Genomic DNA, 20,977 nt, shown 5'->3' with positions numbered 1-20,977 from the left:
AAACGTTGCGTTTCCAATGACAATAGCCTACGGTCTTAGGAAACGAACCGTTTCTTAAGGACCTCTCATGGCAATGCTCCCTTCGCCGGGCGACGCACCGACCACGCCGTCACCCCGCACGATCATCGGCCTCATCGTGGGCGTCGCGGCGCTGCTCGCCGCGATGGTCACGGCCTTTGCCCTCCCGGCGGCCAACTCCGCCCCGCACGACGTCCCCATCGGCGTGGTCGCGTCCTCGACGCAGGCGGATCGGATGAGTCAGCAGCTCAACGGGTTCGACGTCACGCGATACGACGACGCCGACGCGGCTCAGGACGCAATCGAGCAGCGTGACATCTACGGTGCGTTGATCGTCGACGGCCAGGATGTGAACGCGATGGTCGCCTCGGCCGCGAGTCCCGCCGTCGCCACGGCGATCTCGACGATCGCCGCCAACGTCGCAGGGACGACCGGCGGGTCATCGCAGACCGTCGACATCCGGTCGTTTCCTCCCGATGATCCGAGGGGAGCGGGCTTGGCCGCAGGTGCGCTCCCCCTCGCGCTCGGCGGGTGGATCAGCGCCATGGTGATCATGCTGCTCATCCACACACCGGGGTCGCGAATCCTCGCCGCGCTCGGGGTGTCGGTGGTCGGTGGTCTGGTGCTGGTGGCGACTCTGACGTATGTGATCGGCACGTTCGACGGGAGTTACTGGGTGACGAGCGTGGCCGCGATGCTCGGCATCGCCGCCACCTGCTTCGCGGTACTCGGACTTCGTGAACTCCTCGGCGGTGCCGGCCTGGCGATCGCCGCAATCCTGTTGATCTTCCTCGGAAACCCGTTGTCGGGGTTGGCGAGCGCACCCGAGATGCTGCCCACGCCGTGGGGCTACATCGGTCAACTCCTGCCGCCCGGCGCCACCGGCACCATGCTGCGCGACGTGGCGTTCTTCAACGGCAACGGCGCCATGCACTCGATCCTGGTGCTGCTGTGCTGGCTGCTCGGCGGACTCGCGTTGTATCTGCTGGGCGTGTGGCGCAACCGGAGGTCGAACGAGGTCGACGAGGATGAGATCCACATCGGACGCCACGCCGTCGACGAAGCAACTGCGACAACGTGAGACCGTGCACTGTCCGGGTCAACGCTCCGGCGCGTGAACGGTATCCGGGTTCGCCGATCGTTCCGCGAACGTCCGACGATAACCGCTCGGCGTCGACGACGTCCGAATCCGCAATTGCTTGCGCAGTGCCGTCGTGCTGGGGAATCCCGTTCGGCGAGCGACTGTCTCGATGCTGATCGAATCGTCTTCGAGGAGTTCCCGGGCAGCAGCGACCCGCTGCTCGATGATCCATTGCTTGGGTGTCATGCCGACCTCGGCGAGGAATCTCCGGTTGAGTGTTCGGGTGCTGATGTGGACACGAGCGGCTATGTCGTCCAGGGCCAATGGCTTGTCGAGGTTCTCGCGAATCCAGGACTGGACCGGCCCGAGTCCGGCAGACGAAACCGGTGGCCGGTAGCAGGGTATGAACTGAGCCTGTCCACCTTCGCGGTGCGGTCCGACGACGTTCCATCGAGCCAGACGCGCCGCTGCTGCGGTGCCGGCGGTGCGCCGCACGATGTGCAGGCACAGGTCGAGGCCCGCGGCCAGGCCCGCTGATGTCAGGATGTCGCCGTCGTCGATGTACAGCGGTTCCGGATGCACCCGGATCGCCGGGAACTCGTCGGCCAGTCGTCTCGTGTATGCCCAGTGTGTCGTCGCGTCACGCCCGTCGAGCAGGCCTGCCTGCGCGAGAACGAACGCGCCGATGCAGATGCTGGCCACGATGGTGCCGCGAGCGTGCGCAGCATGGAGCGCGTCGATGACGTTTGTAGGTGCGGCTGCATCGACCGGGTGGCGGCCGGGGACGATGATGATGTCGGCGGCGGAGAGCGCCTCGAGACCCTTCGACACCTGCAAGTCGAACCCGTCGGGGCTCGGAATGATCCCCGGGGTCGGCCCGCACACCGTCAGCTCGAAACCGTCCGGTCGCCCGGCGGGCTCCGGCCCCCGGGCGAATGTCTGCACCGCACAGGCCAGATCGAAGGACGACACGCCGTCCAGCGCGAGAGCGCGCACTTGAATCACGCGATCATCTTGTCACAAAAGAGACTGTAGGTGTCTTTTCAGACACTGGTCGAACCCTGAGTGCTCCCGCAACACTGACGACATGCCAACACTCAAGAGCCTGGACTGGGACTGGGCCACCAGCACCGGTGGGACACTCAGTACCCGACAGAAGGTCGAATTGCTCGGGCCGTTGCTGCGGGCGGTCACCAGCTATCCGATGGTGCGGTTGCGGCTGGCGACATCGCTACGTGGTTCGGGGCGTGTGGATCTCGACGAACTGCGCTTCCCGGACTCGGCGCTGGCCCGGGACGCGGCAGCCGAAGCACGCGAGGTGGTCAGCCCGCATGTGCTCGAACACTCGTATCGGACATACATTTTCGGCCTGGCACTGGCAGGCCTGCAGGGGGCGCACATCGACGAGGAACTCAACTTCGTCGCCTGCATGTTGCATGACACCCACCTCGAGGATCCGACCCCGGGGCGCTGCTTCGCCGTCGTCGGCGGCGAACGTGCCGAGCGGTTCGCGCTCGATCGCGGGGTGGACGATGACCGCGCTGCGGCGCTCGGTGCCGCCATCGCCGGTCACATCAACATCGGTGCCGACTCGGACCTGGGTGACCCGGCCGGCTTCGTCGCCGCGGGGGCGTGGGCCGACCTGACCGGCATCGGTCTCGACCGATTCGACGGCGAGTGGGTCGACACGGTTCACGACCGTTATCCCAGGCGGGACCTGCGGCGGAATCTGCTCACCGCCTGGGAGGCGGAGCAACAGGCGGTTCCGCGAGGCCGCGCACAGTGGGCTACGCGGTGGGGAGGCTTTCCCACGTTGTTGAAGATGGCCCCGTTCGACGAGTAGTGCCTACCGCGCCGACTTGGATCGACGGTGCTCACACCGTCGTCGCGATGAGGCGCGAATCCGCCAGCGCCGCCGTCCGATGCCGCGACAGCGACTGGTACTCCGGGTCGGTGACCATGTCGAGAAAGGCCTGCGGGCTCGGATACCGGACCAGCAACATCGAGTCCCATTGCTCGTCGTCAGGGCCGATGACGGTCGGACCGCCGTCGCCGTGGAACAAGACCTGGGCACCTGTCTTCTCGATGTGCGGCATCGCCGCTGCGCCGTATCGGCGGTATGCCTCGGCTCCGGTGATCGGCTCGTCGGGTGCGAGCTCCTGGGCGTGCGAGTAATCGGCCTCGGCGCGGTACCGCAGCAAATTGAGCATCGTGACCGGTTGATCGGTAGGGAGTTGCGCCACCTGGGCGAACTGATCGCGCCGCGGATCGATGCTGCGACGGTCGGCGGGAGGGAGGAGATCGGAGCTCATCGCCCCACTGTAAACACTCGGGGGACGCGGTCCTTCCAGTTGCGATTACCCCGGCGAGACGGCACCGCGGCCCGGTCGGCAGGCCGTCGCCCGGTGCAGATGAACGCACGAGGCCTGCCGCCGCGCGATCGGCGCCGGTCAGGTCACCGGAGAACCGACGACTCCTCCTGGGTGAACATGGTGACTCCGCCGGTCGCGAAGTTGGCGACATCTGCGCCCGCCGCGGCCATTTCTTCAGAACCTGCGGCCGCGATCAAGGCGTCCTGATCGGCGAAGTAGAGGTTCGCAACCGCGTAGTAGGGCGGTTCGGAACCGTCGAGGGTGGACACCTTGCCCCAGGTGTACTCGGTCAGGCCGGGCACCTTGGAGGCGAGCGGAACGTGTACCTGTTCGTAGTACTCGTCGAACGCAGCGGGATCGTTGGGCTGCCCGTAGCAAACGGCGACGCGGATGGTCATCTGGTAACTCCTGTCTCGACAATGGACCGCGGTGGGCCCGGTGACCTCACCGTAGGTCGGTGGTCATCGTCGCGGAACCAGGATCGTTGGATTTGATTGGCGGCAAGCGCATCTGCGGCCACCTCGATGCGAACGGGGCCAGTTCGACGGCCCTTCGTGACGACCCTCCGCAGGCTCCGGGTCTGCTCAGGGGTCGGAGGGTGACGGCTCCGCAGGCTCCGGGCCTCCTCCGGGAGCAGAGGTTGCGATGGCCTGTATCGCCCGGTTCTGGGCGCGCCGGATAGCGTGACCGCCGTGACCATGGAAACCCGACGCGCCTTCGCCGATGACCTTCAGCCGGGAGGTCGCTATCAGTTCGGCACGTTCACGATCACCGAGGCAGGTCTGATCGACTTCGCGACCGCCTGGGATCCGCAGGGTTTCCACGTAGACGCGGCGACGGCCGATGTCGGCGCCTTCGGTGGTCTCATCGCGAGCGGTATCCACACCCTTGCGGTGTTCCAGCGACTGGCCGTGAGTGCGGTCTTCGATCACTGGCAGGTGATCGCCGGACGCCGTCTCACCGACGTCGCCTTTCGGTATCCGGTCCGACCCGGCGACACTCTCACCGGGTCGATGACGATCGCCGCCATCACGTTCGACAAACCCGGACGAGCGCTGGTGACCACCACCGGGCAGTTGGTCAACGGCGGCGCACGCGAGGTCCTGACGACCACCATGGAGGTGTTCGTCCGCGCACGTGATTGAGTGCCCGGGACCTGCCCTGTACTCCTTTACTAGGATATGCAACTATCTGTGGGGTAGTCGGACGAATCTGTGAGGAGATCAGCCATGGCGGATGAGCCGTCCGTAGTGTCCGCAATCGATGCCGGGGTGGCGACCCTGACGCTCAACCGACCCAAGTCGATCAACGCACTGGACCAGTCGATGGTCACCGTGATGGACGAGATGTTGCGTGATTGGGCGGCAGATCCGCAGGTCAACGCGGTGGTGCTGACCGGAGCCGGCGAGCGCGGTCTGTGCGCCGGCGGCGACATCGTCGCCATCCACCGTGACGCGTCGGCGCTGAGCGGTGGGGCCGCCGACGACTCCGAGGCCGCCGCGTCACCGTCGGCGGCGTTCTGGCGCGACGAGTACCGCCTCAACGCCGACATCGCGCGCTACCCCAAGCCCTACGTCGCCATCATGGACGGCATCGTCATGGGAGGTGGCGTCGGCATCTCGGCGCATGCCAACACCCGAATCGTCACCGACCGCACCCGCCTGGCGATGCCCGAGGTCGGCATCGGCTTCGTCCCCGACGTCGGCGGGACGCACCTCCTCGCGCGCGTACCCGACAACCTCGGCATCTACGCCGGGCTCACCGCGGGCCAACTGTCCGGCGCGGACGCCATCGCACTCGGCCTGGCCGACCATTACATACCGGCCGACGACCTGGACGCGTTCCGACAGGCGATCGGCGAGACCTCGCTCGACGAGGCGATCGCGAAGTACGCCCAACAGCCCCCGGAGTCGACGATCGCGGCGCAGCGTGACTGGATTCGCGAGGCCTTCTCCGCGGAGACGGTCGGCGAGATCATCGACCGCTGCCGAGCCGTCGGCACGGAGGAGGCAGACAAGGCCGCGGCCACCATCGCCGGCAAGAGTCCGCTGGCGCTGGCCGTCGCACTCCGTTCGTTGCGCGACGAGACGCCGTCACTCGTCGAGACATTGAAACGTGAGTACCGGGTGTCGCTGCGCAGCCTGCTCAATCCCGATATGGCCGAGGGGATTCGCGCCCAGGTGATCGACAAGGATCGCAACCCGGCGTGGCGCCACACCGGCCACAGCGCGGTCACCTCCGCGGAGGTTGACGCCTTCTTCGCGCCCCTGTCAGACGGCATGGAGCTCACCATCAACGTTGCACCTCAGGAGGATTCGAGTGTCTGAGCACGAGACCATCATCGTCGAGCGTGACGGCCGCGTCGGCATCATCACGCTCAACCGGCCCAAGGCGCTCAACGCGTTGAACACCACACTGATGAACGAAGTCGTCGGCGCAGCTGTCGATTTCGACAACGATCCGGATATCGGCGCCATCGTCATCACTGGATCGGAGAAGGCGTTCGCCGCCGGCGCCGACATCAAGGAGATGTCGTCGAAGTCCTACAGCGACGTCGTCGGGGAGCAGTTCTTCGCAGCCTGGGACGATCTGGCCCGCCTGCGCACCCCGATCATCGCGTCGGTGACCGGCTATGCCCTCGGCGGTGGGTGCGAGCTCGCGATGATCTGCGACATCCTGATCGCCGGCGACAATGCGGTGTTCGGTCAGCCCGAGATCAATCTCGGCGTGATCCCCGGCATCGGTGGTTCCCAACGCCTGACCCGCGCGGTCGGCAAGGCCAAGGCGATGGACCTGATCCTCACCGGCAGAAACATGAAGGTCGACGAGGCCGACAAGCTCGGTCTGGTGTCGCGGGTGGTGCCCAAGGAGAACTGTCTGACGACGGCCAAGGAAGTCGCCGAGACAATCGCGTCCAAGTCGTTCATCGCGGCATCGCTCGCCAAGGAGGCTGTCAACCGCGCATACGAGTCGGGGCTCGGCGAGGGCATCCGCGCGGAGCGGACCCTGTTCTACTCGACGTTCGCCACCGACGACCAGACCGAAGGAATGGCGGCCTTCGTCGAGAAGCGGGAGCCGAAGTTCAGCCACCGCTGACAGACATCTGCTTCGACAACACCACCTCGCTCGCTTTGCGGGTGGTGTTGTCGTGTGCGGGTGACTGCGAGTCACAAGTCCCTAACGAGATGCCCGCTGATGGTGATGGTTGAGCAGATCAACGATACCGTTTGTGACAAATGTGACTTGTGAGGCTGAAGGGACGACTCGTGACCGGTTTCGGGGGACGTCGATGGATGGCGTCGGTGGCGGCCGCAACGGCTGCGGCTATCACGTTCACGATGGGTGCGGCCGTAGCGTCGGCCGCACCCGAACCTGACCCCGCCGTCTCCAGGATCGACGCGGTCATCCACGACGGCAGACAGCAGGCGACCCTCGTCGTCTGGTCGGCGTCCATGCAGAAGATGATCCCGATCAACGTGCTGCGCCCCCGCGACACCAGCAAACCCCGCCCGACCTTCTACCTCCTCAACGGAGCCGGCGGCGGCGAGGATTCGGCGACCTGGGCCGCGAAGACCGACTATGTGAAGTTCTTCGCGGACAAGAACGTCAACGTCGTCACGCCGATCGGCGGCGCCTTCTCCTACTACACCGACTGGCGCCGCGACGATCCGGTGCTCGGCCGCAACAAGTGGCAGACGTTCCTGACCAAAGAACTCCCACCGTTGATCGACAAAGAATTCGAGACCACGAACGTGAATGCCGTTGCGGGCATCTCGATGGCGGGCACCTCTGTGCTCAATCTCGCGATCGCCGCACCCAAGCTGTATCGGTCGGCGGCCGCCTACAGCGGATGCGCCCGGACCAGTGATCCGCTGGGGCAGGCCTACATCCGGGTGGTGGTGGCCGATCGGGGCGGCGGCAACCTCGAGAACATGTGGGGCCCGGTCGGCGGCCAGGGCTGGCGCGACAATGATCCGTTCATCCATGCTGCGAAACTGCGCAGCACCAAGGTCTACATGACGGCCGGCACCGGTCTGCCCGGCCCCTACGATCAGATGAATGCCCGCCTGGTACAGGGCAATCCGCTGGTACTCGCAAACCAGGTGGTGCTCGGCGGCGTGATCGAGGCCGCGGTCAATCAGTGCACGAACGACATGGCGGCACGGATGCGAGCTCTTCGCGTCCCGATGAAGGTGATCTCCCGACCGACCGGAACGCATTCCTGGGAGTACTGGGAGTCCGACCTACGGCGTACCTGGCCGATGATCGAGGCGGATCTGAACCGGTAGAGGTGATCTCGATACGGGTCCTCGCAGGCTCGGTCCCTACTCGATCGGCGGGTTGGACGGGTCCTCGCAAGCTCGGTCCCTACTCGATCGCTACTACCGCTGGTCGAGTAGCCCGAGCCGCTAGGCGAGGGCGTATCGAGACCTCTCGATCGGCGGCGGTCTACCTACCGCTGGTCGAGTAGTTCGAGCCGCTAGGCGAGAACGTATCGAGACCTCTGCTAAGCCCCTACTCCAACCGATCCTTCAGCAACAGCCGCACGGTCAGTTCGAGCCGGTTGGTGACGTCGGTCGCCGATGCGCGACGGGTCAACCACTGGACCAGGTTCGACATCCAAACGTCCGAGATGACGCGGGCGATGGCGAGGTCCTCCTCGCCGGGCTCGCCGTCGTCGACCATGGCACCGGCGAGCAGTCGGTCGATGATGCCGGCGACCTGATCGACCTCCGCGGTGGCCGACGCGTCGGCGAACATGAAAGCTCGGGTCATCGCCTCGGTGAGCAGGGGATCGCGCTGCATGGCGTAGGTGATCATGTCGAGCACGTGACGCAAACGTTCGATCGCGTTGTCGCCGCGCAGTTGTGACCGATCCACCCGCGACTCGACTCGTTCGAACTCGCGCGCGAGCGCGGTGACGAGCAGGTGCACCTTCGACGGGAAATAGCGATACAAGGTACCGACGGCGACGTCCGCCTTGTCCGCGACGGTGCGCATCTGCACGGCGTCGTAGCCGCCCTTGGAGGCAAGCGCGAGTGTGGCATCGAGGATGCGGCGACGCCGCTCCCGCTGCGCGGTCGAGCCGCTCTCGGTACCGGTCGTCGGCGCGGGAGTGGCCGCCGGATCGACGGGGGCCTTGGCCGCTGCAGATCGTGCCATGTGCTCGAAGACATCCTCACGTGATCGGTCACCACGGTGCCTACCGGACTGCAGGCACACATGGCATATTAGAACAGGTTCTAATTGCCCGTCACAACTTGACATACAGAGGAATCACGTGACAATCGCCACGTCAACCGAACAGATCGCCGTCTGTGACGCGATCGCGACCTGGGCGCGCAGCGTCGCCACCACCGAGCTCGTTCGGGCCGACATCGACAAGCCGACCGACCAGTGGACCGGGCTGTGGGCGCAGCTCGCCGAGTTCGGCGTCTTCGCCGGGGCGCTCCCGGAGGACCAGGGCGGCTTCGGCGCGACGTTCCTCGACGTTGCCGCGATGGTCGAACAATGCGGCGTCGGACTGGTCCCGGGGCCACTCGCGCCGACGGTCGCGGCCGCGCTCGGACTCTCCCGCGCCGACGACGATCGTGCGCCCGAGCTGCTCGCCCGGATCGTCGCCGGTGAACTCGCGGTGGCCGCCCCCGCCGTCGCGGGTGGCGACACCGTCACCGTGCACGACGGGGTGCTCGAGGTGGGAGTGGTGCCCGGCCACGTCGACGACTGCGCGCTGCTCATCCCTTTGCGGAACGGTGGCGAAGACGCAGCTTGGGCGCTGCTGCCACCGGGATGCGGCTCCGTCGACGTCGTCGCCGAAGCGGTCATCAGCGGCCTCGAATCCGTGTCCCGGGTACGCGTGTCCGATGTCGGGCCGTCCGACCTGATCGACCTGCCCGACGGGGATCTCGTCGCGGGTGTGCTGTCCGCGGTGACCGCGGCCTATCAGAGCGGCATCGCCCGGTGGTCGCTCGACACCGCCGTCGACTACGCCAAGGTCCGCACCCAATTCGGCGTCCCCATCGGTTCGTTCCAGGCGATCAAACACATCTGCGCGGACATGCTCTGCCGCAGTGAGGAACTCACCGCAGTCGCGTGGGATCTGGCGCGCGCCGTGGACGAACGCCTGTCCGCGCCCGAGGACCCGCGGGTGCTCGAACAACTCGCGGTCAGTCGGTGCGCCGCCGACGTCGTCGCCGCCGACGCCGCGATCGCCAACGCCAAGGACTGCGTGCAGATCCTCGGCGGCATCGGCTTCACCTACGAACACGACGCGCACCTCTACCTGCGCGCCGCCATGACTGCGCGCGCCACGCTCGGTCAGGGGGCGCCGGCGGCGCGCGAACTGGCACGGCTGGGCATGGCCGGAGTCCGGCGCGACTTCCGGATCGATCTGTCCGCAGTGGAAGATCGGCGCGACGAGGTCCGGGCCGCAGTGGACGCGATCGCGGCACTCGACCCATCCCGCCGGCGTGCGGAGCTGGCCGAGTCGGGCTATCTGATGCCGCACTGGCCGCGTCCATACGGGCTCGCCGCCGAGCCGGCCCTGCAACTGCTCATCGATGCCGAGTTCGACCGCGCCGGCGTCGAGCGGCCGGACCTGGTGATCGGTGCCTGGGCCATCCCGACCATTCTCGAGCACGGTACCGATGATCAGCGGGAACGCTTCGTCCTGCCCACGCTGGCCGGCGGCATCGTCTGGTGCCAGTTGTTCAGCGAACCCGAGGCGGGCTCGGACCTTGCCGCCCTACGAACCAAGGCCACCCGCGTCGACGGCGGCTGGCGCCTGCAGGGCCAGAAGATCTGGACCTCGCAGGCACACAACGCCGACTGGGGCGTATGCCTGGCACGGACCGATCCGGACGCGCCCAAGCACAAGGGCATCACCTACTTCCTGGTCGACATGCGTTCACCCGGCATCGACATCCGTCCGCTGCGTGAACTGACCGGACGAGCGAACTTCAACGAGGTGTTCCTCGACGACGTAGTGATCCCGGACGACTGCGTGGTCGGCGAGGTGAACGGCGGCTGGCGACTGGCCCGCACCACCCTCGCCAACGAGCGGGTCGCGATGGGTGGCTCCGGCCTCGGCAAGGAGATGGACGCACTGCTCCGTCAGATCGACGGCATGGACCGGCCGCTCAAGCCGCACGAGATGGCTGCGCTCGGCAGGCTCGTCGCGGAAGCGCATGTCGGACGCGTCATCGATGCCCGCGCGGTCACCCGGCGCCTCGAAGGACATGACCCGGGTGCGCTGTCGAGCGTGCGCAAGCTGATCGGTGTCCAACACCGCCAGGCGGTCCCGGAGTTCGCTTTCGACCTCCGTGGTACCGAGGCGGTGGTGGGCGGCGAGGCGTCGGACCTGTTCCTGCAGAACCGGTGTCTCTCGATCGCCGGCGGTACCACCCAGATCCTGCGAACCGCAGCCGCTGAACGGATTCTCGGTTTGCCGCGCGGATGACCGCTCTTCCGCTCGCCAATCCTCCCCGAATCGGCTGTTGAGGGGCCATAACGCCCACGGCTGTCGACCGATCTGATACAACTAGAACAAGTTCTAATTTGGCGAGGAGGCAGTGGGGTGGACTTTGCCCTCGACGACACGGCAGTAGCGGTTGCCGACGCCGCCGCGGAGGTCTTCGCCCGGCATCAGCCGGACTGGGAGGACACGTTCGGCCGCCGCGATCCGGGCACCGGGCAGCGAGGCGGATTCGACGACGCGCTGTGGAGGGCGATCACCGACGCCGGCCTGATGGCTCTTCCCCTGCCCGCCGAGGTGGACGGCGACGACGTCGCGGTCGTCGACCTCCTCCCATTGCTACGCCGGATGGGCGAATCGGCCGCGGTCACACCCGCGCTCGGGACGCTCACCGCAGCGCTGGCCCTGCGGCACGCGTCTGCCGAGACTCGCACCAAATGGGCCCAGGCACTCGCCGCGGGCGGGTGGTGCGCGGTTGCCATCGGTGAGCACGGTGACGCACTGACGGCCACACCCCGCACCACGATCCGTGACGGCCAGGTGACGGGAACCAAGACCGGCGTGCTGCATGCCGAGGGTTCGGCCGCGCTGCTGATCGTCACCGACGACGGTGTCGCGATGGTCGCGACGGATGCGCCGGGCGTGACTGTCGTGCGGACTCCGGCGTCGAGTGGGTGGGGCGAGTACACCGTCCGTCTCGACGGTGTGGCCGTCGATGACGTCGACATCCTGGCCACCGACGGGGCCATCGCGCGAGACCTGTACCGCTTGGTACTCGCCGCCTACGGCGACGGTCTGGTGGCCGGTGCCGCGCGTCTGACCGCCGACCATGTGACACAGCGCGAGCAGTTCGGCAAACCGATCGCCTTGTTCCAGGCGGTCGGGCAGCAGCTCGCCGACATCTACGTCATCGAGCGGTCGTTGAATCTCGTGACCACCGCCGCGGCCTGGCGGATGACCGAAGGCCTCGACGCCGCACAGGATCTCGGAGTCGCGGGATATTGGCTCGCCGCCGAGGTGCCGGCAACGTTGCGGACGATGACGCATCTGCACGGCGGGATCGGGGTCGACGTGACCTATCCGCTGCACCGCTATTTCTCGATCGCCAAGGATCTCGCACGGCTGATCGGCGGGCCCGACGCCCGGCTCGACGAGATCGCCGACGAATCCGACGCGCGGCTCGACCCGAAAGGGCAGGCGACACATGTTCATTGATCTCACTCCAGGACAGAGGGCGCTGCGTGCCGAACTGCGGGAGTACTTCGCCGGACTGATCAGTCCCGAAGACGCGAAGGTGATGCTCACCGAACGGCACGGCGCGACCTACCGCAAGGTGATCCGTCAGATGGGAACGGACGGATGGCTCGGTGTCGGATGGCCGAAGGAATACGGGGGCAAGGGGTTCGGTCAGATCGAGCAGCAGATCTTCACCAACGAGGCGGTCCGCGCGGACGTACCACTCCCGTCGGTCACACTGCAGACGGTCGGCCCCACACTGCAGGAACACGGCACCGATGAGTTGAAGCGAAAGTTCCTGCCCGACATCCTCGCCGGCGAGGTCCACTTCGCGATCGGCTACACCGAACCCGAGGCGGGCACCGACCTCGCATCGCTCACCACCAGCGCCGTACTCGACGGCGACCACTACGTGGTCAACGGCCAGAAGATCTTCACCACCGGCGGTCACGACGCCGACTACATCTGGCTGGCCGTCCGGACCGACAAGGATGCGCCCAAACACAAGGGCATAACGATTCTCATCGTCGACACCCGCGACCCCGGGTTCAGCTGGACACCGATCATCACCGCCGACGGTGCTCACCACGTGAACGCCACGTACTACAACGATGTGAAGGTGCCGGTGTCGATGCGGGTCGGCAACGAAGGCGACGGCTGGAAGCTCATCACCACCCAACTCAATCACGAACGCGTGATGCTCGGCCCCGCCGGCCGTATCGACGGGCTCGCGGCCCGCATCCGTGCCTGGGCGCAACAGCCGGGTGCCGACGGGACGGTCATTGCCAAGCACGCCGATGTACGGCGCGCCCTGGCGGAGATCGAGGCCTACGCCCGGATCAACGAACTCCTCAACTGGCAGGTCGCGTCCACCGGCGAGTCGATCTCGATGGCCGACGCCGCCGCCACCAAGGTGTTCTCCACCGAACGCTTGCAACATGTCTGCCGCCTGATCAACGACATCGTGGGTCGCTACGGCGATTTCACCGACCCGCAGACCGCGGCGCTGGTGGACTGGCTCGACGTGCAGCAGAAGCGCAACGTGGTGATCACCTTCGGTGGGGGCGTCAACGAGGTGATGCGCGACATGATCGCCACCGCGGGACTCGGATTGCCGAGGGCGAAACGATGAGGGATGTGGCGGGGGATCTCGATACGCCTCCTCGCTGCCGCTCGTCGGCTACTCGATCAGCGGGAAGGGGCCTCTTGCGAGGATGCGGGAGTTTATCGGTCCCTGAGGAGCTTCCGAGCTTGCGAGGAAGCGTCACGAAGGGCCTTCGTGACGCACGCTCCTTCGTCGCGGGCTCCTCAGGCAGCGGGGGAGACGCACGCTCCTTCGTCGCGGGCTCCTCAGGCGGCGGGGGAGACGTGGCAGCGGCTCCCCTTCGCTGGTCGGATGCCGGTCCTCCCCTTCGCTGGTCGAGTAGCCGCGAGCCGCTAGGCGAGCGGCGTATCGAGACCCACCACAGCCAGGGGCGGAGGTAACCGATGAGCACACCCACCGACATCCTCGCCGCCGCCGACGCCATCAAGGCCGACGGGCCGAGCGCGCCCGTCACCGGTCGCGACCCGATCAACCAACCCATGATCCACAACTGGGTCGAGGCCATCGGTGACGACAACCCCATCTACGTTGACGACGACGCCGCCCGCGCGGCCGGACATCCCGGGATCGTCGCACCTCCGGCGATGGCCCAGGTCTGGACCATGCGCGGTCTGAACGGGCAGCGGACCGCCGACGACCCGCTGGGCCGCGCCACCGCACTGTTCGACGAGGCCGGCTACACCTCGGTCGTCGCGACCAACTGCGACACCGTGTATCACCGCTATACCCGCCCGGGCGAAGAGGTGTCGCTCTCGGCGGAACTCGTCGACGTGGTCGGCCCCAAGAACACCGCCCTGGGGGAGGGGTGGTTCTTCACGACACGCAACGTGTGGTCGGTCGACGACGAGGTCGTCGCCGAGATGTCCTTCCGCATCCTCAAATTCCGGCCGCCGGAGAAATCCGAGAAGCCGACGACAACCGAGCCGGCCCCGGTACCGGACGATCTCGACCCCACCCGCATGCTGAAGCCGAGCGTCTCACGCGACACCGCGTTCTTCTGGGAGGGCGTCGCAGCGCACGAACTGCGCATCCAACAGATCGACGACGGTACCCTGCGGCACCCGCCGATCCCCGCGACCTGGAAACCGCGCCAGGCCGACGGGACGGTTCCGGACACCGACTACGTCGTATCCACCGGGCACGGAACCGTTTTCAGCTACGTCGTCCACCGCGCGCCGAAGGTTCCCGGTCGGCAGCTGCCGTTCGTTGTGGCGCTCGTGGAACTCGACGAGGGCGCCCGTATGCTCGGCGAGTTGCGGGGCATCGACGCCGCCGAGGTCCGCATCGGGCTGCCGGTGCAGGTGACATTCCTCGACTTCCCATCCGATGCGGAGTCGGGCACCGACGCCTGGACGTTGTACGCATGGACACCGGCCGATCCGAAAGGGGAGAAGTGACCATCGTTGCACCGCAACCTGTTCGGGTCGCCGACACACTGCCGACACTGACCGTCGACGCGAGCCCCACGTTCGTCGTCGCCACCGCGCTGGCCACCCGCGACTTCCAAGATGTGCATCATGACCGGGATCTCGCCCAGGCCAAGGGTTCCAAGGACATCTTCGTCAACATCCTCACCGACACCGGACTCGTGGAGCGGTTCGTCACCGATTGGGCAGGCCCGACCGCACGAATCCGATCGATCAACCTGAAACTCGGTGTGCCCTGGTACGCCTACGACTCGGTCACCTACACCGGCGAAGTCACCGACATCTCCGACGATGTCATCACCGTGTCGGTCACCGGCACCAATTCGCTGGGCAAGCACGTGATCTCGACCGTGACCCTGACCATCGACGGAGCCGAGTGATGGGCGGACTCGCCGGAAAGGCTGCCATCGCCGGAATCGGCGCCACCGAGTTCTCCAAGGACTCCGGGCGCAGTGAACTGCGGTTGGCCGCAGAATCTGTGTCCGCAGCGATCGCCGACGCTGGTCTCACACCCGCCGACGTCGACGGCCTGGTCACCTTCACCATGGACACCAACGCCGAGATCGCGGTCGCGCGTGCGGTCGGGGTGAAGGAGATGACGTACTTCTCGCGGATTCACTACGGCGGGGGAGCCGCGTGTGCCACCGTGCAACAGGCCGCGATGGCGGTGGCCACCGGCGTCGCCGACGTCGTCGTCGCCTACCGTGCCTTCAACGAACGGTCCGGTCTGCGGTTCGGCCAGGTCAACAGTGCGGTGGCCAATCAGGAGAACTCGTCGGGCACCGACAACGCGTTCTCCTACCCGCACGGCCTGTCCACCCCGGCCGCGTTCGTGGCCATGGTCGCGCAGCGCTACATGTACGAATACGGCGCCACCAGTGAGGATTTCGGCCGCATCGCGGTGGTGGACCGCAAGCACGCCGCCACCAACCCGAACGCCTTCTTCCGCGGCAAGCCGATCAGCCTCGAGGATCATCAGAACTCGCGGTACATCGCCGAGCCGCTGCATCTGCTCGACTGCTGCCAGGAGTCCGACGGCGGGGTCGCGATCGTGGTGGTGTCCGCCGAACGGGCGAAAGACCTACCGCACACCCCTGCGGTGATCTCGGCCGCTGCAGCAGGCAGCGCCGACGACCAGTTCATCATGTCCAGCTACTACCGCGACGACCTGCCGGGACTGCCGGAGATGGGCCTCGTCGGCCGGCAGCTGTGGCAGCAATCCGGGCTCGGGCCGTCGGACATGGATCTCGCCATCCTCTACGACCACTTCACCCCGTACACGCTGATGCAACTCGAAGAACTCGGCTTCTGCCCGAAGGGTGAGGCGAAAGAGCTTGTGCGCGAACCCGGAGCGCTCGAGGTGGGTGGACGGCTCCCGCTCAACACCCACGGCGGTCAGCTGGGCGAGGCCTACATCCACGGGATGAACGGCATCGCCGAAGCGGTCCGCCAATTGCGCGGTGCGTCGGTCAATCAGGTCGATGACGCACAGCGCGTGGTGGTCACCGCCGGAACCGGTGTCCCGACCAGCGGTCTCGTCCTCACCCGATCCAATTGACATGGCAGCCCACCCCACAGCTTTCAGCAAGGAGAGATGATGAAGTTCAATCTGGCCGACGTTTTCGAGACCGTCGCCGACTCCGTTCCCGAGCGCATCGCACTGAGCTACGAGGGCAGGCAGATCAGCTATGCGGAGCTCGACAGTCTCGCCAATCAGGTCGCACACATGCTGTCGGGTGCGGGAATAGGCGCATTCGACAACGTGTCGCTGTTCCTCAAGAACAGTGTCGAGCATGTCACCAGCCTGCTGGGGCTGCTGAAGATCCGTGCCGTGCCGGTCAACATCAATTACCGCTACACCAACCCCGAACTCCGCTACATCTTCGACAACTCCGACTCCCGCGCGATCATCGTCGAACTACCCGAACATCAACGCAGCGTCGCCGCCCTGCTTCCCGAACTTCCCACGGTGCGTGCGGTGGTCGTGATCGGTGATGTCGTCGACGAATTGACCGCCGCGGTCGCCGACCTCCCGGACGGCCGCACCGTGCAGATCGTCTCGTTCGCCGACTCCGAGTCGAAGTCGACTGAACGTGATTTCGAGGACCGCAACGGCGAGGAACTGTATCTCCTCTACACCGGCGGCACCACCGGCTACCCGAAGGGAGTCATGTGGCAGCACGACGACTTCTTCCGCAAGCCGTTGTCCGGTGGTAACCCGTATGGCGACGCGCGCAAGGATCTCGCCGAGATCGGCACCGCAGTCAAGGATTTCCCGTCCATCGCCTTCTTGTTGGCCGCGCCGTTGATGCACGGTGCCGCGTCGTACTCGCTGTTCACCTTCTTCACGCTCGGTGGGCGTCTGGTGATCCAGCGGGACTTCAAACCGGCAGCCATCGTGTCGGAGGTGGAGAAGGAGCAGGTGCAGATCATCCTGATCGTAGGCGACGCGATGGGTATGCCGTTGGTGGAGGAGTTCGAGCGCCGCAAGGGGGAGGTCGACCTGTCGTCACTGTTCTCGGTCACCTCCGGTGGGGCGATCTGGTCGCAGCACGTCCGCGACCGATTCCTCGCCGTCAAGCCGGAACTGGTGCTGCGCGACAACTTCGGCGCATCCGAATCCGGCAACGACGGTGAGATTCTGATGGACGAGAACGGCAACCTCCGCGTGCCGCCGACCGACAAGATGATGGTCGTCGACGAACGTCTGAACAAGATAGAGCCGGGATCGGGCGACGTCGGCTACATCGCCCGCATCGGCAACGTGCCGCTGGGGTACTACAAGGACGAGGCGAAGACGGCGAAGACATTCCCCACCCTGCCCGACGGCACGCGCATCTCGATCCTCGGCGACATGGGCACGGTCGAGGCCGACGGAACGATCGTGTTCCTCGGCCGCGGTTCTCAGTGCATCAACACCGGAGGCGAGAAGGTGTACGCCGAGGAGGTGGAAGCGGTGCTCCACGCTCACCCGGCCATCGCCGACGCACTCGTGGTGCCGGTGCCCGACGCCAAGTACGGACAGCGGGTGGCCGCAGTGGTTGCCGTTGCCGACGGTGCCGTGGAGCCGTCCGTCGACGAGATCGGTGCGCACTGCCGCGAATCGCTTGCGGGCTACAAGGTTCCGCGGACAGTGGTGTTTGTCGACGAGGTCAAGCGCACCCCCGCGGGCAAAGCCGACTACAAGTGGGCGAAGAACACCGCCGCCGAGGTGGGGGAGAAGGCCGGCGCGGCAAGCTGAGTCACCTCGGTCCCTGAGGAGCGGCCGAGCTTGCGAGGACGCGTCACGAAGGGCCCCTTCGTGACGCCCGCTCCTTCGTCGCGTGCTCCTCAGGGATCGGGGGACGCCTGCTCCTTCGTCGCGTGCTCCTCAGGGGTCGGGGGAAGCCCGCTCCTTCGTCGTCAGTCGTCGGTTGCGCCGACGGACACTTCCTCTCCGGTGTCTCGGGCAGGTTCGGCCTTCTCCGGCACCACCCGACGCGGCGCCAACCACAGCAGGACCGCCGAGCTGGCCATGAGGACGGCACCGAGAACGAGATAGGCCTCGCGCATGGGCTCCAAGAAGGCGTTCTCGGCATCAGTGGCGATCTGCATTGCGAGCGGCCCGGCCTGATCACTCAGACGATCGACGACTGCAGACGCCTCGGCCAGCGACCGCCGAATGTACTCGGCCGCGTCACCGGCCTGCTGGATGAGTGCCTGGCCGGTGAGCTCGTCGCCGGCGGCGACCCGCTGCTCGCCGGCTGCGGTGAGCTGCGCCTCGGCGTCGTCGGCCACCGGCCCGATGCGCGACGAGTATCCGGCTGCCATGATGCTGCCAGCCACGGCGATTCCGATGGCGGCGCCGAGTTCTCGGGCCGTGTCGTTCACCGCAGACCCGACGCCCTGGTTGTCGGTGGGGGTGTTCGACATGATCGCCGTCGTCGACGACGCCGTCGCCAGCCCAATACCGACGGCGGCAATCACGATCATCCAGATCGCGGCCCAGTAGGTCTGGTACTCGATGATGCCCAGCAATGCGATCCCTGTGCCGCACAGCAGGATTCCTCCTGCGATGACGAAGCGCAACGCGTGGAAGCGGATGGCGATCCAATTGCCGACCAGAGCGAACACTCCCACACCAGCCACCATCGGCATCAAGGCGAAGGCCGACTGCAAGGGCGTGTAGTCGAACACCAGCTGCAACTGCTGCAGCATCAGATAGAAGACGCCGAAGGATGCGAAGAACTGCATCGCGATCGACAACGAACCCGCACCGAAGGCACGGTTGGTGAACAAGCGGACGTCGAGTAGCGGGGACGAACGCCGAAGCTCGAGGAACACGAACGCCACCGCCAACGCGAGGCCGCCGATCAGCCCGATCAAGACGACAGGGTCCGCCCATCCACGATGGGGGGCTTCGAGAAGCCCGAGAACGACGCCGGTCACGGCCAGTATCGATGTCAGCGACCCCGCGACGTCAAACCGTCCGGGGTTGCTGTCGCGCGAACTGCCGATGGTGAAACACAGCAGCCCGGTGACTACCGCGGACGCCGCGAATGTGATGAAGATGGAGTGCCAGCTGAAGAATTCGAGCAGAACGCCGGTCACCAGGAACCCGGCGATCGCGCCGCCGCCGGCAACGGCCGCCCAGATGCTGACCCCGAGTGCCCGACGCTCCTCGGAGACGCCGGACGTGATGAGCGACAGCGTCGCCGGCATGATCAACGCCGCGGCAGCACCGGCGAACACACGCGTCGCGATCAACTCGGTGGGGTCGTTGATCCAGATGGGCAGCATGGAGGCGATCGCGAAGACGAACAGCCCGATGATCAGGACGCCGCGGCGACCGAACCGATCGCCGATCGCGCCGGCCGGGAGGAGCAGCGCCGCCAGCGCGAGGGTGTAGCCGTCGACGATCCAGGTCATCTGGGCCGAGTCGGCACCGGTGTCGACCGCGATGTCGGGGAGGGCAGTGTTGAGCGCAGCCATGGCGGCGACCACCATGCTGACGGCCGAGCACGAGATGGCGATGAGCCAGATCGAACGGAAGTCGATGCCGTGCACGCTTTTCGTTGCCATCTTCACCGCATGTCCTCCGACGTGTTGCCTTTTCGTGATCATGACACGCGACGCCGGTACACGCGATCAGCAAGAAACATGTGACACATTTACCACTGCAGTAACAAGACCGGTGATCGCCGTCCTGCAGGTCAGCGTTGACCCGGACAACCGAAAGTGGGAAGTCATGGCGTCACCACAAGTCGCCTCGTCACAACGTACCGACTACTCACCGGCCCGCGTTCACGTGTGGCGTGTGCTGTCGATGCTCGGCGCGTTGATCGCGCTCGTCGTCGGCCTGCTGCTCATCGTGACCTCGGCGGCCTGAACCGGCCGAGACCGGTTGCCGCCTGCTGACCTCAGGCGGCGTGCTTCTCGATGGCGGCCCCCACCCGTGGGAGAGCCGCGACGACATATCCTTTGGCCTTGCCGCGCAGCGAGTTGTACGCCTTCGCCAGGGCCGGCTTCGCGGTGGCGACTTGATCGTCGGTCACGGTCAGCAACGCTTCGGCGGCCGCATCGCTGTTCGCGGCGAGATGATCGGCGAACGTCACTCCGGCGGGCTTTGCGTCCCAGAACGGCTGCAGCGCCGTCAAGAAGTCGGGCAGCATCAGGTTCGTCGCCGACGACACCACGCCCGGCTTGACCTTCTGTGCGGCCGCGTAGGCGGTCTTGACGGCCGCTCCGCTGAGCCCCTTCTGATCTGCGACCTCGGCGTCGATCACCCCGACCAGGTCCGCGACCACGGCAGGGCGGTCGGTGTCGAGTAGGGACTGCAGCGAATCACTCATCATGTCTCCTCGCGGGATCGCCCGGTGCGGGCGTAGTTCGACGGCGGTTTGTCCGCGTCGAGATTACTGTCCGTTTCGGTGGGACGGGAAGACACCCGCCGCGCGGGTCATGAGATGTGGTTCCCCCGGAATCGTGGAGGACTCCTCTATGCGGCTTTGGGTTCGGTGAGTGCGGCGTTCTCGTAGTCGACCGGGCTCACCATCCCGATCGCGCTGTGGCGGCGTTGGTGATTGTAGAAGCCGTAGCACCAGTCCAACACCACTGCCTGTGCCTGCATGATAGTGTTGAAATCGTTGCGTGACAACACTTCCCACTCTAGCGATGAGAAGAACGCCTCTGCGGCGGCGTTGTCGAAACATGATCCGACACGCCCCATCGATTGCCGGATACCCATCCGCCGGCACAGCCTGGTGAATCTCTTCGCGGTATACG

Annotated in this window: 21 protein-coding genes; 14 read left to right on the top strand and 7 right to left on the bottom strand. The window is 66.2% G+C overall.

Annotated features, from left to right (window positions below; all coding sequences use genetic code 11):
* Positions 1-67 precede the first annotated feature (67 nt).
* Complete coding sequence (locus V1Y59_RS02485; RefSeq protein WP_330503259.1) at positions 68-1,099, top strand: ABC transporter permease; 1,032 nt, start codon at positions 68-70, stop codon at positions 1,097-1,099.
* Between the two features lie 18 nt (positions 1,100-1,117).
* On the opposite strand, the gene V1Y59_RS02480 is transcribed toward V1Y59_RS02485, so the two are convergent.
* Complete coding sequence (locus tag V1Y59_RS02480; RefSeq protein WP_330503258.1) at positions 1,118-2,104, bottom strand: GlxA family transcriptional regulator; 987 nt, start codon at positions 2,102-2,104, stop codon at positions 1,118-1,120.
* A gap of 82 nt (positions 2,105-2,186) precedes the next feature.
* On the opposite strand from V1Y59_RS02480, the gene V1Y59_RS02475 reads away from it, so the two are divergent.
* The gene (locus tag V1Y59_RS02475; RefSeq protein ID WP_330503256.1) at positions 2,187-2,942 is read left to right on the top strand and encodes an HD domain-containing protein; all 756 of its coding nucleotides are present in this window, start codon (positions 2,187-2,189) and stop codon (positions 2,940-2,942) included.
* Between the two features lie 31 nt (positions 2,943-2,973).
* On the opposite strand, the gene V1Y59_RS02470 is transcribed toward V1Y59_RS02475, so the two are convergent.
* On the bottom strand, positions 2,974-3,411 hold the full coding sequence (locus V1Y59_RS02470; protein WP_330503255.1) for a DUF1330 domain-containing protein: 438 nt from the start codon (positions 3,409-3,411) through the stop codon (positions 2,974-2,976).
* Positions 3,412-3,554: 143 nt separating this feature from the next.
* Positions 3,555-3,869 carry an EthD family reductase gene (locus V1Y59_RS02465; protein WP_330503254.1) on the bottom strand — a complete coding sequence of 105 codons (315 nt, stop codon included), beginning with the start codon at positions 3,867-3,869 and terminating at the stop codon, positions 3,555-3,557.
* A gap of 300 nt (positions 3,870-4,169) precedes the next feature.
* On the opposite strand from V1Y59_RS02465, the gene V1Y59_RS02460 reads away from it, so the two are divergent.
* The 4 genes from V1Y59_RS02460 to V1Y59_RS02445 all read left to right on the top strand — a co-directional run bounded on the left by V1Y59_RS02460 (position 4,170) and on the right by V1Y59_RS02445 (position 7,760).
* Positions 4,170-4,616 carry a MaoC/PaaZ C-terminal domain-containing protein gene (locus V1Y59_RS02460; RefSeq protein WP_330503558.1) on the top strand — a complete coding sequence of 149 codons (447 nt, stop codon included), beginning with the start codon at positions 4,170-4,172 and terminating at the stop codon, positions 4,614-4,616.
* 84 nt (positions 4,617-4,700) lie between these two features.
* Positions 4,701-5,798: an enoyl-CoA hydratase/isomerase family protein gene (locus tag V1Y59_RS02455; protein WP_330503253.1), complete on the top strand. Its 1,098-nt coding sequence runs from the start codon at positions 4,701-4,703 to the stop codon at positions 5,796-5,798.
* Positions 5,791-6,567, top strand: coding sequence for an enoyl-CoA hydratase (locus tag V1Y59_RS02450; RefSeq protein WP_330503252.1), 777 nt, complete (start codon positions 5,791-5,793; stop codon positions 6,565-6,567). Before V1Y59_RS02455 ends, V1Y59_RS02450 begins: the two co-directional genes overlap by 8 nt.
* A gap of 197 nt (positions 6,568-6,764) precedes the next feature.
* The gene (locus V1Y59_RS02445) at positions 6,765-7,760 is read left to right on the top strand and encodes an alpha/beta hydrolase (protein WP_431309092.1); all 996 of its coding nucleotides are present in this window, start codon (positions 6,765-6,767) and stop codon (positions 7,758-7,760) included.
* 226 nt (positions 7,761-7,986) lie between these two features.
* Here the strand turns inward: V1Y59_RS02445 and kstR are convergent, their stop codons facing one another.
* On the bottom strand, positions 7,987-8,634 hold the full coding sequence (gene kstR, locus V1Y59_RS02440) for a cholesterol catabolism transcriptional regulator KstR (RefSeq protein ID WP_330431276.1): 648 nt from the start codon (positions 8,632-8,634) through the stop codon (positions 7,987-7,989).
* 118 nt (positions 8,635-8,752) lie between these two features.
* Between kstR and V1Y59_RS02435 the strand changes: the two genes are divergently transcribed.
* The 7 genes from V1Y59_RS02435 to V1Y59_RS02405 all read left to right on the top strand — a co-directional run bounded on the left by V1Y59_RS02435 (position 8,753) and on the right by V1Y59_RS02405 (position 17,954).
* Positions 8,753-10,930, top strand: coding sequence for an acyl-CoA dehydrogenase (locus V1Y59_RS02435; RefSeq protein WP_330503251.1), 2,178 nt, complete (start codon positions 8,753-8,755; stop codon positions 10,928-10,930).
* Between the two features lie 117 nt (positions 10,931-11,047).
* Entirely contained in the window at positions 11,048-12,160 is a 1,113-nt protein-coding gene (locus V1Y59_RS02430) for an acyl-CoA dehydrogenase family protein (protein ID WP_330503250.1), read from the top strand.
* Complete coding sequence (locus V1Y59_RS02425; RefSeq protein WP_330503249.1) at positions 12,150-13,313, top strand: acyl-CoA dehydrogenase family protein; 1,164 nt, start codon at positions 12,150-12,152, stop codon at positions 13,311-13,313. The genes V1Y59_RS02430 and V1Y59_RS02425 overlap by 11 nt, the downstream gene beginning before the upstream one ends.
* A 356-nt stretch (positions 13,314-13,669) precedes the next feature.
* Positions 13,670-14,683 carry a bifunctional MaoC family dehydratase N-terminal/OB-fold nucleic acid binding domain-containing protein gene (locus V1Y59_RS02420; protein WP_330503248.1) on the top strand — a complete coding sequence of 338 codons (1,014 nt, stop codon included), beginning with the start codon at positions 13,670-13,672 and terminating at the stop codon, positions 14,681-14,683.
* On the top strand, positions 14,680-15,093 hold the full coding sequence (locus tag V1Y59_RS02415) for a MaoC family dehydratase (RefSeq protein WP_330503247.1): 414 nt from the start codon (positions 14,680-14,682) through the stop codon (positions 15,091-15,093). Before V1Y59_RS02420 ends, V1Y59_RS02415 begins: the two co-directional genes overlap by 4 nt.
* Positions 15,093-16,271, top strand: a complete 1,179-nt coding sequence (locus V1Y59_RS02410) for a lipid-transfer protein (RefSeq protein ID WP_330503246.1) — start codon at positions 15,093-15,095, stop codon at positions 16,269-16,271. The genes V1Y59_RS02415 and V1Y59_RS02410 overlap by 1 nt, the downstream gene beginning before the upstream one ends.
* Before the next feature lie 39 nt (positions 16,272-16,310).
* A complete protein-coding gene (locus V1Y59_RS02405) occupies positions 16,311-17,954 on the top strand; it encodes an AMP-binding protein (protein WP_330503245.1) in 1,644 nt (547 codons plus the stop codon).
* 161 nt (positions 17,955-18,115) lie between these two features.
* Here the strand turns inward: V1Y59_RS02405 and V1Y59_RS02400 are convergent, their stop codons facing one another.
* Positions 18,116-19,774, bottom strand: coding sequence for an MFS transporter (locus V1Y59_RS02400; RefSeq protein WP_330503244.1), 1,659 nt, complete (start codon positions 19,772-19,774; stop codon positions 18,116-18,118).
* A gap of 166 nt (positions 19,775-19,940) precedes the next feature.
* Between V1Y59_RS02400 and V1Y59_RS02395 the strand changes: the two genes are divergently transcribed.
* A complete protein-coding gene (locus tag V1Y59_RS02395) occupies positions 19,941-20,081 on the top strand; it encodes a hypothetical protein (protein ID WP_330431268.1) in 141 nt (46 codons plus the stop codon).
* A 31-nt stretch (positions 20,082-20,112) separates the two neighbouring features.
* Here V1Y59_RS02395 and V1Y59_RS02390 read toward each other — a convergent pair whose 3' ends face one another.
* Together V1Y59_RS02390 and V1Y59_RS02385 are read right to left on the bottom strand one after the other, a co-directional pair.
* Positions 20,113-20,544, bottom strand: coding sequence for a DUF6918 family protein (locus tag V1Y59_RS02390; protein WP_330503243.1), 432 nt, complete (start codon positions 20,542-20,544; stop codon positions 20,113-20,115).
* A gap of 146 nt (positions 20,545-20,690) precedes the next feature.
* Positions 20,691-20,977 (bottom strand): integrase core domain-containing protein (locus tag V1Y59_RS02385; protein WP_330503242.1); only part of this gene is annotated, 287 nt, incomplete at its 5' end.

Origin of the sequence: Gordonia prachuapensis (assembly GCF_036350515.1) — a bacterium.
Classification (GTDB): Bacteria; Actinomycetota; Actinomycetes; order Mycobacteriales; family Mycobacteriaceae; genus Gordonia; species Gordonia prachuapensis.
This window is presented reverse-complemented; position numbering and strand designations above follow the sequence as displayed.

Bases quoted from the DNA above. Each gene is read 5' to 3' on its own strand.
- V1Y59_RS02485 (WP_330503259.1), top strand. From the start codon at position 68: ATGGCAATGCTCCCTTCGCCGGGCGACGCACCGACCACGCCGTCACCC.
- V1Y59_RS02475 (WP_330503256.1), top strand. From the start codon at position 2,187: ATGCCAACACTCAAGAGCCTGGACTGGGACTGGGCCACCAGCACCGGT.
- V1Y59_RS02470 (WP_330503255.1), bottom strand. From the start codon at position 3,411: ATGAGCTCCGATCTCCTCCCTCCCGCCGACCGTCGCAGCATCGATCCG.
- V1Y59_RS02465 (WP_330503254.1), bottom strand. From the start codon at position 3,869: ATGACCATCCGCGTCGCCGTTTGCTACGGGCAGCCCAACGATCCCGCT.
- V1Y59_RS02460 (WP_330503558.1), top strand. From the start codon at position 4,170: ATGGAAACCCGACGCGCCTTCGCCGATGACCTTCAGCCGGGAGGTCGC.
- V1Y59_RS02455 (WP_330503253.1), top strand. From the start codon at position 4,701: ATGGCGGATGAGCCGTCCGTAGTGTCCGCAATCGATGCCGGGGTGGCG.
- V1Y59_RS02445 (WP_431309092.1), top strand. From the start codon at position 6,765: ATGGCGTCGGTGGCGGCCGCAACGGCTGCGGCTATCACGTTCACGATG.
- kstR (WP_330431276.1), bottom strand. From the start codon at position 8,634: ATGGCACGATCTGCAGCGGCCAAGGCCCCCGTCGATCCGGCGGCCACT.
- V1Y59_RS02425 (WP_330503249.1), top strand. From the start codon at position 12,150: ATGTTCATTGATCTCACTCCAGGACAGAGGGCGCTGCGTGCCGAACTG.
- V1Y59_RS02420 (WP_330503248.1), top strand. From the start codon at position 13,670: ATGAGCACACCCACCGACATCCTCGCCGCCGCCGACGCCATCAAGGCC.
- V1Y59_RS02410 (WP_330503246.1), top strand. From the start codon at position 15,093: ATGGGCGGACTCGCCGGAAAGGCTGCCATCGCCGGAATCGGCGCCACC.
- V1Y59_RS02405 (WP_330503245.1), top strand. From the start codon at position 16,311: ATGAAGTTCAATCTGGCCGACGTTTTCGAGACCGTCGCCGACTCCGTT.
- V1Y59_RS02400 (WP_330503244.1), bottom strand. From the start codon at position 19,774: ATGGCAACGAAAAGCGTGCACGGCATCGACTTCCGTTCGATCTGGCTC.
- V1Y59_RS02395 (WP_330431268.1), top strand. From the start codon at position 19,941: ATGGCGTCACCACAAGTCGCCTCGTCACAACGTACCGACTACTCACCG.
- V1Y59_RS02390 (WP_330503243.1), bottom strand. From the start codon at position 20,544: ATGAGTGATTCGCTGCAGTCCCTACTCGACACCGACCGCCCTGCCGTG.